At 53.8% G+C, this 17,800-nt stretch carries 18 protein-coding genes and 1 pseudogene; 10 read left to right on the top strand and 9 right to left on the bottom strand.

What is annotated here, in order from left to right; all coding sequences use genetic code 11:
- Positions 1-104: 104 nt before the first annotated feature.
- The 8 genes and pseudogenes from PRECH8_RS12525 to PRECH8_RS12490 form a co-directional block, all read right to left on the bottom strand.
- On the bottom strand, positions 105-1,697 hold the full coding sequence (locus PRECH8_RS12525; RefSeq protein WP_200967450.1) for a Vga family ABC-F type ribosomal protection protein: 1,593 nt from the start codon (positions 1,695-1,697) through the stop codon (positions 105-107).
- Between the two features lie 617 nt (positions 1,698-2,314).
- Positions 2,315-4,966, bottom strand: a complete 2,652-nt coding sequence (locus PRECH8_RS12520) for an ABC transporter permease (RefSeq protein WP_200967449.1) — start codon at positions 4,964-4,966, stop codon at positions 2,315-2,317.
- Positions 4,963-5,646: an ABC transporter ATP-binding protein gene (locus PRECH8_RS12515; protein WP_200967448.1), complete on the bottom strand. Its 684-nt coding sequence runs from the start codon at positions 5,644-5,646 to the stop codon at positions 4,963-4,965. Before PRECH8_RS12515 ends, PRECH8_RS12520 begins: the two co-directional genes overlap by 4 nt.
- 173 nt (positions 5,647-5,819) lie before the next feature.
- Positions 5,820-7,055, bottom strand: coding sequence for a sensor histidine kinase (locus PRECH8_RS12510; RefSeq protein ID WP_200967447.1), 1,236 nt, complete (start codon positions 7,053-7,055; stop codon positions 5,820-5,822).
- Positions 7,039-7,749, bottom strand: a complete 711-nt coding sequence (locus tag PRECH8_RS12505; protein WP_200967446.1) for a response regulator transcription factor — start codon at positions 7,747-7,749, stop codon at positions 7,039-7,041. Before PRECH8_RS12505 ends, PRECH8_RS12510 begins: the two co-directional genes overlap by 17 nt.
- 146 nt (positions 7,750-7,895) lie before the next feature.
- Complete coding sequence (locus PRECH8_RS12500; protein ID WP_200967445.1) at positions 7,896-8,162, bottom strand: YuzB family protein; 267 nt, start codon at positions 8,160-8,162, stop codon at positions 7,896-7,898.
- Positions 8,159-8,824 (bottom strand): helix-turn-helix transcriptional regulator, encoded by a 666-nt coding sequence (locus tag PRECH8_RS12495; RefSeq protein WP_200967444.1) that lies wholly within the window; start codon positions 8,822-8,824, stop codon positions 8,159-8,161. Before PRECH8_RS12495 ends, PRECH8_RS12500 begins: the two co-directional genes overlap by 4 nt.
- Before the next feature lie 220 nt (positions 8,825-9,044).
- Positions 9,045-9,452 (bottom strand): annotated as a pseudogene (locus PRECH8_RS12490) (rhodanese-like domain-containing protein); the annotation flags it as partial.
- Positions 9,453-9,984: 532 nt separating this feature from the next.
- On the opposite strand from PRECH8_RS12490, the gene PRECH8_RS12485 reads away from it, so the two are divergent.
- The 7 genes from PRECH8_RS12485 to PRECH8_RS12455 all read left to right on the top strand — a co-directional run bounded on the left by PRECH8_RS12485 (position 9,985) and on the right by PRECH8_RS12455 (position 16,174).
- Positions 9,985-10,854, top strand: coding sequence for a VOC family protein (locus tag PRECH8_RS12485; protein WP_200967442.1), 870 nt, complete (start codon positions 9,985-9,987; stop codon positions 10,852-10,854).
- A 435-nt stretch (positions 10,855-11,289) separates the two neighbouring features.
- Positions 11,290-11,736, top strand: a complete 447-nt coding sequence (locus PRECH8_RS12480) for a helical membrane plugin domain-containing protein (RefSeq protein WP_200967441.1) — start codon at positions 11,290-11,292, stop codon at positions 11,734-11,736.
- A 19-nt stretch (positions 11,737-11,755) separates the two neighbouring features.
- Positions 11,756-12,931 carry an NAD(P)/FAD-dependent oxidoreductase gene (locus PRECH8_RS12475; protein WP_200967440.1) on the top strand — a complete coding sequence of 392 codons (1,176 nt, stop codon included), beginning with the start codon at positions 11,756-11,758 and terminating at the stop codon, positions 12,929-12,931.
- A gap of 38 nt (positions 12,932-12,969) precedes the next feature.
- Entirely contained in the window at positions 12,970-13,176 is a 207-nt protein-coding gene (locus PRECH8_RS12470; protein WP_200967439.1) for a hypothetical protein, read from the top strand.
- A gap of 237 nt (positions 13,177-13,413) precedes the next feature.
- Complete coding sequence (locus PRECH8_RS12465; RefSeq protein WP_200967438.1) at positions 13,414-14,793, top strand: MATE family efflux transporter; 1,380 nt, start codon at positions 13,414-13,416, stop codon at positions 14,791-14,793.
- 362 nt (positions 14,794-15,155) lie between these two features.
- Positions 15,156-15,848 carry an AzlC family ABC transporter permease gene (locus PRECH8_RS12460; protein WP_200967483.1) on the top strand — a complete coding sequence of 231 codons (693 nt, stop codon included), beginning with the start codon at positions 15,156-15,158 and terminating at the stop codon, positions 15,846-15,848.
- Complete coding sequence (locus tag PRECH8_RS12455; RefSeq protein WP_200967437.1) at positions 15,845-16,174, top strand: AzlD domain-containing protein; 330 nt, start codon at positions 15,845-15,847, stop codon at positions 16,172-16,174. The genes PRECH8_RS12460 and PRECH8_RS12455 overlap by 4 nt, the downstream gene beginning before the upstream one ends.
- A gap of 47 nt (positions 16,175-16,221) precedes the next feature.
- Here PRECH8_RS12455 and PRECH8_RS12450 read toward each other — a convergent pair whose 3' ends face one another.
- A complete protein-coding gene (locus PRECH8_RS12450) occupies positions 16,222-16,896 on the bottom strand; it encodes a 3'-5' exonuclease (RefSeq protein WP_200967436.1) in 675 nt (224 codons plus the stop codon).
- Between the two features lie 351 nt (positions 16,897-17,247).
- On the opposite strand from PRECH8_RS12450, the gene PRECH8_RS14655 reads away from it, so the two are divergent.
- Genes PRECH8_RS14655 through PRECH8_RS12440 form a run of 3 tightly spaced genes read left to right on the top strand, consistent with a single transcriptional unit; the run spans position 17,248 to position 17,740 of the window.
- Complete coding sequence (locus tag PRECH8_RS14655; RefSeq protein WP_276569117.1) at positions 17,248-17,379, top strand: hypothetical protein; 132 nt, start codon at positions 17,248-17,250, stop codon at positions 17,377-17,379.
- A complete protein-coding gene (locus PRECH8_RS12445) occupies positions 17,367-17,594 on the top strand; it encodes a hypothetical protein (RefSeq protein ID WP_200967435.1) in 228 nt (75 codons plus the stop codon). The genes PRECH8_RS14655 and PRECH8_RS12445 overlap by 13 nt, the downstream gene beginning before the upstream one ends.
- On the top strand, positions 17,591-17,740 hold the full coding sequence (locus tag PRECH8_RS12440) for a hypothetical protein (protein WP_200967434.1): 150 nt from the start codon (positions 17,591-17,593) through the stop codon (positions 17,738-17,740). Before PRECH8_RS12445 ends, PRECH8_RS12440 begins: the two co-directional genes overlap by 4 nt.
- The last annotated feature ends 60 nt before the right edge of the window (positions 17,741-17,800 follow it).

Genomic DNA, 17,800 nt, shown 5'->3' with positions numbered 1-17,800 from the left:
CGTCTGTTCCGCGTTATGAAAGAGGCGGATCCAAAGAAGCGTGCGCCAGCTTGCTTCTTTGGATCCTGGATAAGGGGTGTCGAACCAGAAGGTGGACTGAGTGCTTAAAATCCGCTCTGCAACTGACGTTTCTCCGCGAGCAGGCGTTGGAATTCCTGTTCGAGCTCCTCTGATGGCTCCAGGCTAAGCCGGCTCAACACATCGGAGATCTTCGTCTCCAGCAGGAGCAGCTGCTGCTTGCGGTCCAGTTCGGCCGGCTGCGGCTGGGATTGCAGCGCAGATGTCTGATACTGCGCGTATGTGCCGTCGAAGAGCCGCAGCGTGCCATCTTCGAACAGTAGAAGCCGGTTCGCGAGATGCTCGACGAAGCGCCGATCGTGGGAGACGAACAGGACGGTGCCTTCGTAATCCTTAAGCAGCTGTTCAAGGGCTTCGATCGTCTCGATATCGAGGAAATTGGTCGGCTCGTCAAGCACCAGAACGTTCACATCGCTGACGAAGATCTTGGCGAGGGCGACCTTGACCCGTTCGCCGCCGCTCAGCACGCCGACGGGTTTGTACACGGCTTCGCGGAAGAAGTGCAGACGGGCGAGCACCGTGCGGATCAGCGTTTCATCCTGAGAAGAGGTGTCGCGAACATTGTCCAAGATAGACCGGTGCTCATCCAGGATGTCGATGTTCTGGCTGAAATAGCCGAACCGGACAGATGGAGAGACGTAGATCCGGTCATTCGGTTGTATCAGCGTCTTGATCAACGTGGTCTTGCCGCAGCCGTTCGGTCCAAGGATGGCGAGTTTGTCGCCGCTGTGGATGTGGAAGCTGACCGGCTGCCACAGCGTGCGCTCGCCGACGGAACCTGCAAGCTGCTCGATGCGCATGATCACATTGCCGTGCGGCAGGTCTTCGCCATGCAGGATATTCATCTTGATCGGCGGCAGTTCGATGCGCTTCTCGACCTTTTCGAGTTTTTCCAAGCGGCTTTCCAGGGCTTTGGCCGTTTGCTGCAGTTTTTTCTGTTTTTTGGCGAAGTAAGGCTTGGCGCCGGTGATCTTCGCCTCGGAACTGCTGACGTTGCGCGGTTTTTTGGTGGCACGCGCGGCTTTATCTTTCTTTTTGCGGATGGCGAGTTCGAGGCGTTTTTTCTCTTGGATATATTGTTCGTAAGCTTGATCCTGCTGCCGCAGCTGCAGATCCCGCTGGGCTGCAAAGTCGGAATAGTTCCCTTTGTACGTATGCAGTTTCCCATCACGAATCTCCCAGATCGAGGTGCAGAGCGCATCCAGGAATGTGCGATCATGGGAGATCAGGATGAAGGCGCCTTGATAGTCCTTGAGTCTCTTCTCCAACCAATCGAGATGCGAGGTATCGAGATTCGTCGTCGGTTCGTCCGCAAGCAATAGTTCGGGTTCCTGCATCAATGCTTGCAGAATCGCTTCCTGCGTCTTCTCGCCGCCGCTTCGCGGATCATCCTGGGTGAGGCTGTGCAATTGCGGGATGAGCTCGCATCGGGCACGGCGGGTGATCGTCCCTTCATCGGGCTGGCGCAAGCCGGCCAGCGTTTCGATTAGGGTCGTCTTGCCGGAACCGTTGCGCCCTACGAGGCCAATCCTGGCTCCCGGCTCTATATATAATCGCGGGATATCGATCAGGAGTCTGACCTGAATATATAACTTGATCTGTTGTGCTTCGATCAGCATGTATCATCACTTCCTTACAGGGAATTGCCGTAATCATGGATGTTCATTCGTACAGGACATCTTGTAGAATCTGTTCATGGGAACGGGGCGGGAGTACGGTTCTGCAAGGATGGAGAGAAGCAGTGGAAGTGATGATGTGAGTATGCGATATTCGGATGCCGCTCTTATCTATGGAAAAAGCGCCCCCTAATCCGAATATCAGAATAGGAGACGCTTAAGAGAGCAGCGTGATCATACACAGCCGCACACTGATCTTCAGCCGTTCAAGGATGATCTGTTCACACCATCAGATCTCACTAATCCTATTCTGAGAACCGTATGAAGGCATGACGGACTGAGCCAGGCGGGAATGGCAGCTATTCACAATGGTGATTCAGAGGAATCCCTCACCTGAGGAGGTTCCCGCAGATCCATTGTTTCACCTGGTCATGTCTCATGGAGGAGCCTGATGCCCCGGGCCCATGAAGCCTTCGATCTTCGGTTGCTGCGAAATAGGATTAGTTATGCATGGCTTTCAAACATTCACCCTTTCTTCGAATTACCTTCACCTTAAACGATGACAGAGGATTTGTCAAATCGAATATGCAGCGGGTTGCGTTATCCTGCCTGCCGGAAGCTTATTGAATCTCCAGCTTCAAGGCGTCGATGATGTTCTCCTTCTTCAGCTTGGAACTAGCGTGCAGCATGGTCAAGAAGACGATGATGAATACCGCTGCCACGCAGATGCCGACCTCCAGCCAAGGAATGGCGTAGTTAAAGCTGAACGCCGTCGAGATTGATCGATACATCATGATGCTGATCAAGATTCCGACCGGGAGGCCGTACAGCAAGGCCTTGATCCCATAGAACAGGCATTCATAGTTCAACATGCGGTTAAATCCCTGCGGCGTCATTCCGATCGACTTCAACATCGCAAACTCGCGTCGGCGAAGCGCGACGTTCGTACTGATCGTGTTGAAGATATTCGTCACGCCGATCAGAGCGATCAAGGATACGAAGCCGTAGAGGAAGATCGCGATGATCGTGTTTGAACGTTTCGTATTCTCATTGATCTCTATAAAGTCTAAGACGCTTAGATAAGAGCCGGGATTGATCCTGGCAGCAAGGGCTTCAACTTCCTTGACCCAAAGGCTGCGCTCCACACCTTCATCAAGATCCAGATACATGGTTGCTTGCGCAGCCAGCTTCTGGTCCGATTCATGGATCTGACTGAGGAGGTGATCATAGACTTCATCGGAGACGACGATCGTCACATGACCGAGTCCTCCCGGTTGGACGGCATAGGGCTGCTTGTCAGTTACCATGCCGATCTCCAGATCAAGTTCCATGAGATCGTCTGTGCGATCGTCCTCCATAGGTTCGCCGCTGAGCGGCTCTTCGCGGATGGTGAAACGATGTCCCGCGGTGATGTTGAGCGGCTGGAACTCCTTCAGCACCGGATACTGGATCTTGGAGCGATTGAACAGGATCCCCCGCGGCGCGTCAGGATCTTGATAGGCAGCAAGGTCAAGGCCTAATTGCTCTGCGTAATCCCGGAAAGGCTGCTTGCCCATCGAGACGATATAAGCGTGCAGCTGGTTCTGGTCATGCGCATCATCATAGATCAACGATTGGGTCTCTGCATCGGATGATCCAAGAATCTCATCGCGGAGATCACTTGCAAGGATGGATTCATCCACTCCATCGATGAGTCTTACGTAGAGCAGGCGGACCGAAGCGAATCGGGACACGCCGTCCATCGCCGCGACTTGCTGGTGAAACTCCCTTTGTTCCTCAGGTTCGACCTCATCCTGCAGCAAAGCCATCTCATAACCAAGGTCGGAATAGTACAACGCAGTGCTTTCGAAACCAAGGTTCATAAAAGATGAGATCGAAAGGTACAGGACGATGCTGATAAACAGAGAGAATACCGTGGTGCGGTACCGCTTGCGATGACGCTTGAGATTCTTGAGCGCAAGTTCCCCTTCAATCCCAAACAGCCAGCGGGATAAGCGGGAGGTACGCAGTTTCTTGCCCTTGATGTTGATATCCGTGGTGAGCCGGATCGCATCGATCGGCGAGATACGGGCAGCACGCTGCGCCGGAATATAGGCGGACAAGAAGATCGTCAGCGCCATGATGATGATGGAGATGATCACCGTTTCCGGCATCACGATCAGGCGCAGGAAGACATCCCCGCTGGAATGGATCATCCCCTCGGACAGCTGATTGATCACTTCGAGGGTCACGTCGATGCCGGCAATGCCCGATAAGATGCCGAGCGGTATGCCGATCAGTGCAAGGGCGAAGGCTTCCATGAAGACCATGCGTCGGATCTGCCGGCTGGCGGCGCCGACGCTTAACAGCATGCCGAACTGCTTCTTGCGCTCGCTGACCGAGATCGCAAAGGCGTTGTAGATCACCGAGATGGATCCAACCATGATGAGCAGGATGAGGATCGCTCCAACGGTTATGAACAGGTCCTTGATAACCTCATTGTTGGAGATCCCCATCCAGCGGAGCAATTCATTGTTGTAGGAAACCTTCCGGGCTTCCGATACTTCTGCCAGTGCCGCGGCCGTGTCATAGATCTTCCGGGGCTGTTTGGCAGTAATCGCTGCATTGACAAGATCCTCAGCTGCCAGGGCGTTCTCGTCCAGATAGATGATCGCCGTATATCCCGGGAATCTGTAGGAATAGAGGTTGGGTTGTTTGATCATCCCGGTTACCGTATAGGTTTCAGTCATCTGAATGTCCAAGGTTTCGCTGGGCGATAGAGCCTCATCCAGCAGGATCGCCCCTTGATCAGTCCGCCGGCCGATCGCAAGCTGCAGCTGATCGCCGACCCGGATCTCCACGCCGCCGTTGTAGAACACATCCTCTGAGACGACGATCTCGCCGGCTTGCTGAGGAAAGCGTCCTTCGGTTAATCTCACCGGCAGATGCTCAAAGGCAGCCGCATCGAAGGCTTCGATGCGCAGATAGGGTTTGTTCGGATTGTGTGAACCTTCGAGATGCGCCACGCCGATATGCCGGAACAGCATGTATTCATCGGTATTGGCATGTTCGGCGATGTATCGGAGGCTGTCCCTTCTCACGTCATGCAGTACAGCATGATGGCTGCCATCGGTGATGTGCGCAGTTCGGATGAGCGCATCTTGGAAACTCGCAACTAAGGTTGCCACGCCGCAGATCATCGCACCGGAGAGGATGATGCCGATGATCGTCACGATTGTCCGCTTGCGGTTCAGTTTCAGATTGCGAAGCGTCAGCTGCCAGAGCACATTCATGAGCGAATCACCTCATCCTTCATGATGCGCCCGTCCTGAATGGTGATCACGCGATCTGCCTGCAGGGCAATATTCGGGTCATGGGTGATCACGATCAGGGTTTGGTTGAATTGTTTGTTGGAGTATTTGAGCAGATCGATGATCTCGCGGGAATTCTTACTGTCGAGATTCCCCGTCGGTTCATCGGCAAGGACGATCGCCGGCTGGTTGATCAGCGCCCGGCCGATCGACACCCGCTGCTGCTGTCCGCCGGACAATTGATTCGGCAGATGACGGGTGCGTTCAGCAAGTCCCAGCGTATCGATGATGCTGTGCAGCCGCTGTTTGTCGACTTTTCGGTGATCGAGCAGAAGGGGCAGGGTGATGTTCTCCTCCACGTTCAAGATCGGGATGAGATTGTAGAACTGATAGATCAGCCCGATCTGCCGCCGCCGGAAAATCGCAAGCTGCGATTCATTCAAGGAATAAATATCCGTGCCGTCGATGAACACTTTGCCGCTGGTCGGCCGATCAACACCGCCGATGATGTGCAGCAGGGTGGACTTACCCGACCCGGATGCACCGACGATGGCGACAAACTCCCCCTTCTCCACGCTGAAGGATATATCATTCAGCGCCTTCACCTGGGATTCCCCTTTGCCGTAGATTTTGGTCAGGTTATGGACTTCCAGTATGGCCATCATGTGTTCACTCCTATGTCATTCATCTCGTCCCCATCAGCGGGTCGTCAGCTCCTATCTTATCCGTGCAAGATGACGGCACTGTGACAGGCAAGGTGACAATATTGTCACTTAACGCTGGATGGCGGGGCGGGAAGGCGGCGGCACGCAGGGCGCGGCATCGCGAAGTTCCGTTAGATTCGCTGTTTGTAGAAGGTGATGGTAAAAGTTGTGCCTTCGCCGGCTTCGCTGCTGACGGTGATGTCGCCGCTTTGCTGCTGGATGATCGCGTGGGCCATAGCCAGGCCGATTCCGATGCTGTCATCGCGGGCATTGCTGCCTTTGTAGAAGCGGTTAAAAATATAGGGCAGATCTTTGGCGGGGATGCCTTCTCCGTTATCGGCAATCGTCAGCCGATCGTAGATCGGATTGGTTTCCCACGAGATGTGGATACGGCCTTGTTCCGGCGTGTGTTCGATGCAGTTTTTTAGGATATTAACCAAAGCCTCCGTCGTCCATCCCTTGTCGCACTGAATCTTCACATGCGGATCGCCGCTGATGACCACCTGGTGTTGTTTGAGTTCCAGCGGGAGGTTGAGGGACTCAAGCGCGCTCTGGACCAGTTGATTTACAGGATGAAGGCGGCGTTCCAAGGTGATCGTACCGGCATCGAGTTTGGCCAATTTCAGCAGGGAGGCGGTGAGCCACTCCATGCGATCCAGCTGCGAACGGATGCGCTCCAGGAACTGCTTGCGCATCTCCGGCGCCGGCTCCTCCATGAGCAGATCGGTCATCACGGAGAGGGAGGTCAGCGGGGTCTTCAACTGGTGGGAGATATCGGCGATCGAATCGGAGAGGGCCAGCTTCTCGCGTTTGAGAACGGCTGCTTGTTCCTTGAGCATGGTGGTGATCGTGTAGATCTGATTCTTCAGGATGCTGAATTCGCCTTCCCCGTTATCACGGATATCCATCGTCCTCTGGCCGTTGGCGACTAAACCGGCGTAATCATGCAGTTCGGCAACGATCCGGTAACGCCGGCGGAGGAAGAGGTAGAAGATCGTGATCAGCGTGACGAACAGCAGGATGACAAGCGACAGGATCAGCCAAGCCTGATCGCGGGCATAATCCTGCAGGTGATGCGTGTTGTACAGCAAGGCATCCGCATCATAGCCGTAGCGGGCAAGCAAGGCTCGTCCGGCTTGGAGAGCGGCAGGATCCACTTCGTCCAGCTGATGCAGGATGCTCCGTTCCGCTTCCGGGAATTGTTCGACAAGGGTGCCGATGATCGCCGCTTGGTAATCCAGGATCGGCTGCATATGGTGCTGCAGGCTCAGGTTGGCGGCAGCGGCTGCAAGTAGGATGAAAAGGATGAAGACCAGAACCAAACCCTGCGTTAATCTGAGGACTTCTGGATTACGCAAGAGGTGCATGCGGTTCACCTGCCTCTGCCTTGTAGCCCAAACCGCGTACGGTGTGGATGAGCTTCGGATGCTGCGGATGATCTTCGATCTTATCTCTTAAGCGTTTGATGTATACCGTTAATGTGTTGTCATTTACAAATTCTCCGCCAAGATCCCACAGCTGTTCGAGGATCTGGCTGCGGGTCAGCACTTGTCCCATATGACTGGCAAGGGTAAGCAGCAATTTGTATTCCATCGCTGTCAGCATCACGTCTTCGCCGCGCTTCGTGACGCGTGCTTGGTCTGGATAGATCGAGACATCGCCAAGCACATAGATCGCCGGCCGACGGGGGTCCTGCGGCTGACTGCGGCGGAGGACGCTCTTGATGCGAGAGATGAGCTCGCGGACGCGGAAGGGCTTGGTTACATAATCATCTGCGCCCATATCCAGCCCCATGACGACATTGACTTCATCATCGCGGGCGGTAAGGAAGATGATGGGCGTATCACCCTTGCTGCGAATAGCGCGGCATAGATCGAAGCCCGTGCCGTCCGGCAGAGATATATCCAGAAGCACCAGGCTGTAGTCGATGCTGCGGATCGTCTCCATAGCTGTCGCCATATCATAGCGGACATCGACATCGAAGCCTTCCTGCTGCAGGCTGTATTCGATGCCCATGGCGATCGTCTTGTCATCTTCGACGACTAAGATTCGTTGATTCATATCGACACCTCACAGTGGTAGGGACGTACCCAGAACTAACCAGGCTTATTATATACCAATCAAAAGAGGATATCTTCAGCGCATTTCACAATACTGATGCTGCTGAGGATATCCTTTTAGCCAAAAAGTACCGACCGTACATCCGATCAGATGTCACTGTCGATATCTTCGTATATGCGGAGTTCGCGGCCGGCAAGTTTCTTGATTCGTTCTATGCAACCTTCAGCGGTTGGGGCCGTCGCCGTCTTGCCATTGACATAGGCGAAGGGCCGCAGTGCGCATAACTCGCAATTGTTTAAGCACTCTTCGTACATCACCGCGATTTCCGGATGCTCGGCTTCAAATTGCTCAAGCGCCGGCGTGTTCACGGCATTGCGGCTGCAGACTTCTACGATCACCAAACCGAGATTCAAGATGATCCCTCTCCTTGTGCCGCCGTTTGGCCGGTTGGCTTGCGTTTGATATGGTAGACGCATTTCTGATCGCCCTCTGCCAAACAGTCGCTGCGAGTCACTTCCGCATCGAGTAAGGATTCGAATAAGTTCTGTTCACAGGCGCAGGCATGGTTGTATCTGCCGGCGACTTGGAAGATTGGACAGTTGTATTCCGTAAGGATATATTCATCTTCGCCGGTGGCTTGCCACTGTACCATGTAGCCGTTCTCGTTCTGAATCTCGGAGAGTTCGGCGACTCGCTCCTTCAGCGTCTTCCCCGTGATCTTCTCCCGGTAACGCTGAAGAAGCGACTGCTGCCGAAGTTCGAACAGCCGATTCACCGTGGCGATCCCGGCATCCTGCTCTAATTCCGAGAGGAGGTCGAGGGCGATCGTGTGGTAGTTCTTCGGGAAGAAATCCTCCGCTTGTTCCGTCAACCGGTAGACTGCGGCGGGCCGTCCCATCGGCTGGCGAACGGTGGTCGATTCAATCAAGTTATCCCGCTCTAAGGTCGCGATATGACGACGCACGGCCATGCTTGTGATGCCGAGCTGTTCGCTGAGATCCTTCGCACTCAGTTCACCGTGGATCTTGAGCAAGTGCATGATCCTGTTACGGGTCGACATCTCTGTCTCATGCATAGGATCACCCCCTGTCTTCAAAAATAATCAAAACGCCGTCTGCAAACATCGGCTGATATGCTTGCACGGTCTTACTTATGCTTGGTACCTTATGTTGTCTGCATACTGTTCCTCAGCGGTTCATCAGCTGCTGATGGTCATGGTCTTCACAAGCTGTCGAGCAGTATCCGTGTTTGGTTTCCAAACAGTCATCGCAGACGAGATGCTGATGGTGGCAGGTGTCATCCGCACCGTCCAAGACGACCACATCCTCACGCTGCAGCCACGCATAGAACTCGCTTGGCCGCAGGCGTCCGCCCCCGTCGCGGTTCGGATCCAGCGGTCTATCGTAACGCAGTGTGACCAATTCCTTGCGATAACGGACGAACATTTTCTTAAACGCATGCGCATCGCTTGCATCGATCTTGAACACGATATCCTGAAACAGCGGATTGCTGCGCAGATCACGCATATACTGCTCCGTCTGTTCGATGCTTCCCGACAGTGTGCCGTTAATCCCTTCGTCCGCGATCAAGATGCGGCCCTTGATTCCGAGTTCTTTGCAGTAAGCCAGATGCTCTGCTGCGAAGCGCTCGGCATCGGGGATCAGGATATATTTGTAAAACAAAAGGACTCTAAAATTAGTCATAGGTGTCAATTACCTTTCTATAAGGTGTGGGATCGGATATACGCATGCGGTTCATTTAAAAATAGCGGAAGAAAAAGACGATCTTTCTCCTCCGCCCGCCGTATATCGAGATATTTAATTAACAATTAGTTTATCGGATAATCCCTACTTAGTCAACATAAAGGTTTATTAAGTAGAACAATGTGGAAGAACAGGATCTTGATTATACTGTAATTATGATATATGCTAACTTTATGTAATCTAATTGCGTTATAACTAGATGATGGGGATGTTGAGCAAGGGGTTTATCCTAAAATTAGGATAAATAGACGCTGCAATCAGGGTGATTTCTGCATTTTGACCAAAAATTAGGATAAAAGTGAAGAAAAGTTGGCGTTAACGGCGAGTTTTATACGAAATTTCGGATATCATCGCTCAGCAGCAGGTATGGTTTGAAGTTTTTATCCTAAATATCGGTTAAAACTTGCTGCCGGCAGGCAGACGGAGTAACAGTTAACAGCAGGCATAAAATGCATAAAGGTGGGTTCTATCCATGACGAAAATACATCCGAACATCGAAATGGGCGAAGTGAAGCTGCGGGTCAGCCAGCTGGAGCGTTCGATCGCATTCTATGAGGAGATCATCGGCATGCGCGTGCTCAGCCGCGGCGAAGGAATGGCGGAATTAGGGGCAGAAGAGGGCAAGACGCTGCTTGTGTTGGAGCAGATTCCGGATCCGTCGGTGAAGCGGCCGAGAAGAACGACGGGACTCTACCATTTTGCCGTGCTGCTGCCGACGCGGCGGGATCTGGGCGTCTTCCTGAAGCAGGTGATGGACAAGGGCATCGAGATCGGACAAGCGGATCACGCGGTTAGTGAAGCCTTATACATCTCGGATCCTGATGACCACGGGATCGAGATCTATCGGGACCGACCTCGCATCGAGTGGGAGTATCAGCCGAACGGGTATATTCATATGGTGACGGAACCGATTGATTGGCGCGGCTTGCTGCATGAAGCAGAAGGACACGAGTGGCATGGGCTTCCGGCTGGCACGAAGATCGGCCATGTGCATCTGCATGTGAATGATCTGAATGCGGCGAAGCGGTTCTACTGCGATCAGCTGGGCTTCGATATGATGTTGGACGGTTCGAGCGGCTGGGGCGCCTTGTTCATCGCTGCGGGCGGTTATCACCATCATCTCGGGCTGAATATCTGGGCCGGCGCGGGTGCGCCCAGACCGCCTGCAGGAAGTCCGGCTCTTGACTATTACACGATCCTGCTGCCCGATGAGACCGCTCTGCAGTCTCTGCTGGATCAGCTTCACCGCGCAGGGGTGGAGTGGTCGGAAGCGGCGGACGGCTGGTATCTGGAAGATCCGGCCGGCAATCGCATCAGGCTGAATGTGATGAATGCCGCCTAATGAGTCTGAGTGATGTTTGAAGGGCCTTCGTAAAGAACGGAGGTCTTTTTTTGTTGGATGGAAGGAGGAAGGGGCGGAGGTTAAAGGTTATTCGCAAGGGATTCCCCAAAAAGCTGTGCGAATTTTAACGATTAACCATAAAATTTGCAACAAAAAATGTACGATTTTCAGTGAATATGATAAATTATTGTGTATAATGTACTATGATAGAAAAACGATAAGACGAGGAAAAGAAGCAGGCTGAGGATAAGGAGAGAAATGACGCGATTCATTGTAGTATGATGATTCATTCAGATTCATTGGCTTGATGCCGGCTAAGTACTTCCAAGGAGAAGTACGCAGCTGATTGTGAAAAAATGAACAATTTTCCTAAGAATCGCATCTCTTCCCTGTCCGGCGATGTCTCTCAGAGCTAAAGAAGGAGGATCAGTCAGAATGGAAAACACAAAGAACCCCGAGCCAAAAAACTCGGAAGCAGCAGCTCAATCGGCGGGGAAAACGCTGCAACAAGATCTGCTTGAACAATTGATGAAGCCGGAAGTGCAATCTTCGCTGCAGACCTTGGTTGAACAATTGCCTAAGATCACCGAGATGATGACCACGATGACCAAAACCTACGATCTGCTGCAGACGGTTGCCAATGACCGCATCCTGCTCGACGATATGAAGGGCGGTTTCATGCAAGTCTTGAATCCGGTCAAGGACAAGGTGAAACATTATGCATCGGCTGCCATAGAGGCCGGAGACCGTGCGAAGAGCGATACCAGAACCATCGGTCTCTTCGATCTGGTCAAGATGCTGAAGGATCCGCAGGTCCAGAAGATGTTCCGTTTCCTGCAAGCATACATGAACGTGCTGTCCGAACGGGAACAACAACGCTAAGATTGAGGTGAACATAAGGATGAAAAAAATCTTAATCCTCGGCGGCGGCTACGGCGGATTGTTGACCGCTCTGACTGCACGCCGTTATCTGACGCCGGAACAAGCAGAGATTACATTAGTCAACCGATATTCGACGCACCAGATCATCACGGAACTGCATCGCCTCGCTGTAGGCAACCTGCATGAGAAAGCGGTGGCCCTGCCGCTTCATAAATTGCTCGAAGGAACCGATGTAGGCATCCGCGTGGACACGGTATCCGAGATCATCCCGGATGAGAAAGAGGTTAAACTGGCCAACGGCATGACCCTGACTTACGATTATCTGGTCATCGCGCTGGGCAGCGAGACGGCTTTTTTCGGCATCCCTGGACTGCAGGAGAACAGCTTCGTACTCAAATCCGTCGACGATGCCAAACGCATCCATCAGCATATCCTTCAGTCGATCGCGCGTTACGCCAAGACGAAGAACCCAGCGGACGCAACCTTCGTCATCGGCGGCGGCGGCTTAACAGGTATCGAATTGGTCGGCGAGATGGCCGATATGCTGCCAGAGCTGTGCGCCCAACATGGCATTGATTTTAATGAGGTGAAGCTTTATTGCGTAGAGGCCATGCCGACGATTCTGCGGGGCTTCCCGGAAGATCTGGTCGAGCGGGCGAAGACAAGCCTCGAAGCACGGGGAGTACGCTTCATACTCGGTCAGCCGATCACCGAGGTTGATGGGAATAAGGTTTCGCTCAAAGACGGTCAGATCATCGAAGCCGGAACCGTCGTATGGACAGGCGGTGTGCAGGGCAACAGCGTGGTTGCAAACAGCGGCATCGAGGTAAACCGCGGCCGGGCAACGGTGACACCGCACCTGCGATCAACGTCGCATCCGGAGATTTTCCTGGCGGGGGACAGTGCAGTCGTCATGAATCCGGAAGGCGTGCCTTATCCGCCGACGGCGCAGCTGGCTTGGCAGATGGGGGAGGCCGTCGGATATAACCTGTCCGCGGTGATCAAAGGCGGAGTGCTGAAGGAGTTCCAGCCGGTGTTCTCCGGAACGCTGGGCAGCTTGGGCCGCAAGGACGCCATCGGCACCATCGGCGCCAGCGGTCTTAAGCTAAAGGGCACGCCTGCTGCTCTGATGAAAGAAGCGAGCAATATCCGCTATCTGTCGCAGATTCGGGGCTTGTTCGCCCTGGCTTATTGATCACACATTGACCTTGTCAGCGGCGCGGGAGCCTGGCTGTGATTGCTAAGGATGGCTCGGGTTGCGGCGGGAATATTAAGCTTCAAGGGGTGAAGCGGTATGCGCGTCATAAGAGTCAGTCCTTCCGGGAATTGCAGCGTCAGGCTTCCAGGAAGGACGAAGTAATCACGCCGAAGGCGGAGAAGATGAGGAAACTTCCGCCCAGTTTGAATAAGATCAATAAGAATATCACCGACGACTGGTAAGGATAACCGGTTGCGTGGAACGCTTCGGGGATGATATTGACCCGTAGCAAGCCCTTCGATACAATCGATTGGGGTACAGCCCAGGGGGTTAAGGCTCCCTGGGTTTCGTATATTCGTATATTCGTGTGTTCGTGTATTTCGTGTATTTCGTGTATGGACAAATGCTGCTTTGCCTTGCGAAATCTTGGATTTGCTGAGATATGAGCAACAATCATAGGTGAAAAGGAGAAACGAACGATGCATCAGACCTATACACTGCGGGAGAAAATCCGGTTATTCCTGAAGTTGTTATGGCCGATCCTCATCACGCAGGTCAGCTACAATGCGATGACCGTCGTGGATACGATGATGACGGGGCGTGCAGGTACAGCTCAGCAGGCGGGGGTGGCCGTTGGATTTAACCTGTGGATGCCCATATCGATCGGGCTTGGCGGGATCATCCTAGCGATCTCGCCGATCATCGGGCAGCTGCTGGGAAGTGGAGAGCGCGAGAAGATCTCCCAGGCCGTCACGCAGGGCCTCTATGTCTCTCTGTTGATCAGCGTAGTTCTGATCACGGCGGGGGTTTTCTTCCTCGATCCGGTTCTCGGACTCATCGATATCGACGATCCCGAAGTGTATCATGTCGCTAAGCATTATTTGATTGCCATAGGATTTGGCATCATCCCTTACTTCGCCTCGCAGGTGCTGCGATATTTTTTTGATGCACAAGGGTATACGGGGATTACGATGAAGATCATCCTGCTCATCGGTCTGCCGCTCAATGTCGTCCTTAACTATCTGCTCATCTTCGGCAAGCTTGGACTGCCCAGGTTAGGCGGAATCGGTGCCGGTGCGGCGACGGCGGTGACTTATTGGGTGATCCTCTTCGTCAGCATCCTGCTGGCGGCGCGGCTGGAAGTCTTCCGGTCGTATCAGCTGTTCCGCAGATGGTATCGGCCGTCCCTCACAGCATGGTGGGAGCAGATTCGCATCGGCGTGCCGATAGGTTTATCGATCTTCTTCGAGGCAAGCATCTTCTCTCTGATGACCCTGCTCGTCGCTTCGATGTTCGATACAGTCACGCTGGCAGCGCACCAAGTCGCGATGAGCTTCTCATCGCTGATGTTCATGATGCCGCTCAGCATCTCGATGACGCTGACGATCGTCGTCGCCTATGAGGTGGGCAGCAGGCGTTATGACGATGCGAGGCAGTATTCGGTGCTGGGCGTTCTAGGCGCCCTGGGGATCATGTCGATCGGCGCGATGCTCTTGTTCTTCTTCCGCGAGCCGATCGCTTATATCTACAATAATGACCGTCGGGTCATCGAACTGGCGGCTCAGTTCTTCCTGTTCGCTATGATCTACCAGTTGTCGGATGCTTCTCAAGCATCTCTGCAGGGAATCTTAAGGGGTTATAAGGATGTCACCGTGCCGTTCATCACGGCATTGATCGCCTATTGGCTGATCGGCATCCCCTCGGGATATTGGCTGGCGCAGTCCACAGGACTTGGTCCTTACGGATTCTGGATCGGCATTACGATTGGACTGACCTGTGCTGCCATTGGCTTCTTCATCCGTTTGAGGTTGGTGCAGCGCAGGGTCAAACAGGTCCAAATCGCGCATGCGGAGGTTTAAGCTGCTGCAGCTCAGTGGTTGATTTATCGAGCAGCGGGGAAGCATCTCATGCCAGAGGAAGAGATGGAATGTGCGGAGCAGTTGTGAAGGATTAGGCAAAGAGTCTGTTATGCAGGAGTGGAGGTTGCGGGGAGAATGGCTCAGCGAATGCTGAGTCATGATTTACATACAGATCATAATAAAGGGAGAGGAACGAGCAAGTGCGCAGATCTGGCAGGCAACAATCGTTACGCAGATTGACGGCGGACTCTTCAGCCGTGAATGGCTCGCATACAGAGAAGCCTATAGAACATCCTATAGAGAATCCGATTCTTCCCTCTGACTCTGCTGCGGCTCAGGCAGAGCTCAGCCCTTCCGGTCAGCTGCCGCTGGAACGGCTCACCTTCTGGGGTGGGGTGAAGGACTGTATCCCGACGCTGCTGGGATACCTTAGCATCGGCTTCGCTGCGGGAGTGGTCGGTGCGGCCGAGGGGCTGAGCGTTCTGGAGATCGGGCTGATGTCCGTGTTCCTGTATGCGGGCTCGGCGCAGTTCATCGTCGCCGGCATGATGAGTGCGGGCAGTTCGATCTTATCCATCATCGTCACCGTGTTCTTCGTCAATCTGCGCCATCTTCTGCTCAGCGCGGCGTTAGCTCCGATGTTCCGGCAGTATTCAGCGAAGAAGAATTTCATCCTGGGCGCCCAGTTGACCGACGAGACCTTCGGCGTAGCGATTAACCGTTTGACCCCGAATACGACCCATCGCGACCAGTGGATGCTGGGCATGAATATCACAGCGCAGATCAACTGGGTCTTGGCGACGCTGGTCGGCGCCTGGTTCGGCACCTGGATCCCGAATCCGCAGCAATTTGGGCTGGGCTTTGCCCTGCCGGCGATGTTCGCCGGGCTGGTTGTGCAGTCCCTGATCCACCGTAAGAAATTCAGAACGGACTTGATCGTTGCCGGCAGCACGATCGTCTACTTCGTCCTTGCCTTCCTCTGGCTGCCGGGCCATATCGCGGTGATCGCGGCGGCAGTGGCTGCGGCGATTACTGGGATGGTGGTGGAACGATGACGCTCAGCGAAGGATTCCTCTGGCTGCTGATCGGGGTCTCGCTCGTCACCTTGCTGCCCCGCGTGCTGCCGATGGTGCTGATCACGAAGTTCGGCATGCCGGAGTGGCTGCTGCGGTTCTTGCAATACGTGCCGATCGCGGTCATGACGGCGCTGCTGGTGCAGGCGGTGTTAACGGAAGGGGAGAGCTTCATTCCGCTGATGGAGAACGTGAATCTGCTCGCCCTTATTCCGACCCTCATCGTTGCGATCGCAACGAGAAGTCTATTGTTCACGGTGATCACAGGTATCGGCGCGATGTTCCTGCTGCAGCTGTTTGGTTTGTGATTGGAGTTGTATAAAGCCAGGCCCCCTCCTTGGAGGGGACCTGGAATCTAGGACGGGTCGCTTTTTTGTTCCTCTGAGGCTTCAGGGGATTTATTTTTGGCTGTACTAAGTGCTCTGGCGCGTGCTTGTCGTTTCCTCTGCCGTTTCTGGATGAACTGTTTGATCTCCTGGTCCGTCACCTCATTGCGCTGCAATTGGATATGATCCAGCAGCCGGATCATGAGTCTCGCCGTATTGATCGCGTCGTCGATCCCGCGGTGCGCCAGCCCCACGGGTTCGATGCCGGCCAGCTCTAAGGCGTTCTGCAGGCCTAACTGATTGCGATTGTCTTCTCGCAGCACAGCGCCGATCTGCTTCTGAATATCATTGTAATTGATGAGCCACTTCAAGTTGACCTTCTTGCGGATGCATTCATCGATGAGGTGAATGCGGTCATCCTTGCCCCAGGAACATAAGTAATAGTCCTCGCCCAGCCATTCGACGAACCGCTTGATGCCGACGCGGAAGGGCACAGCGGACAACATGTCTTGTTTGCTCATATTGATGAAGCTGCGCGTGCTCTTGGCGATGTAACCTTTGCGCGGCGCGATATAGATCTGAAATTGATCGATGATCTCCCTCGAGGAAAGATCGACTTTGCAAGCCCCGATCTCCACGATCTCCGAAGGTTGTCCTTTGCGGAATCGTTTCACCAATTCTAGATCGAATACGACGGCGTTCACGCGTGATCATTCCTTTCTGCATCTAGCTTGCCATAGTCGCTGCCAAAACAACCGTCATCCCATCATTCGTGGGCATAATACATGTAAGAAGCTTAAGAAGCCTGTCATCCGGCGGGATTCCTGTGCTGCCGTCACCGCTGCTATGCCGCGGCATCCCGCATGGGAACGATCCTCCGGCTCAGAAGCAGAAGGTTCAAACTAAACGATAATAAAAATAAAGCTATGTGTCGAGCCTTTTATGCATATTGATCGGACAAAATCCTGACAGGGCTGGCTTCATATCTGGCATCATGCTGCCGGGTGAGTGGATGAGGGGTTTGGCATGCCGTTATCTCAGGAGGATATGGACAGATGGAAGAGATCATCGCGGCGGAGATTGCCCGCTGGATTCCAGATCTAATCGCATATATATTCTCTAATATATTGACTTTGACTATTCTGGCTGCTGCAATCGCACTGATCGTGGTCATATGGCAGCGCTGATCGTGAAGCGGCGCTGGACGAGGCGCATGCTCACCGAGGGACAAGCGTTTGCGGCGGATGCTAAGGGGAGGCTTGAGCGGCTTCTGACATCGGAACGCTTCCGAGATCTCGAGCTGGGATTGGCTGAGGGGCAGGCGGAGAAGTCTTTGCGTGCATTGCAGCAGGAAGCTTTTGAACTTCGCCGGGAAGTTGAAGCACTCATGCAGCGGCCGTGAGGCAGCGGAGGGAAGCAGCGATCCATGAGATCGCCGCGATCTTCGCTGCCCTGGAAGCGAAGCTGCGGCGGGGGGAAAAGGCGGATCTCCGGCAGGCGGCGGCGCAGATCGAGCGGATCATAGAACAGGCGGCAGACCTTCTGTAGAAGGACTGCCGCCTGTTGGCGTTATTCGTTATTTCCATTTGCCGCCGCCGCCTCGTGAAC

It is taken from the genome of Insulibacter thermoxylanivorax, assembly GCF_015472005.1.
Taxonomy (GTDB): Bacteria; Bacillota; Bacilli; order Paenibacillales; family DA-C8; genus Insulibacter; species Insulibacter thermoxylanivorax.
Note: the sequence above shows the minus strand (reverse complement) of the source record. Positions and strands in the feature narration are given on the sequence as shown.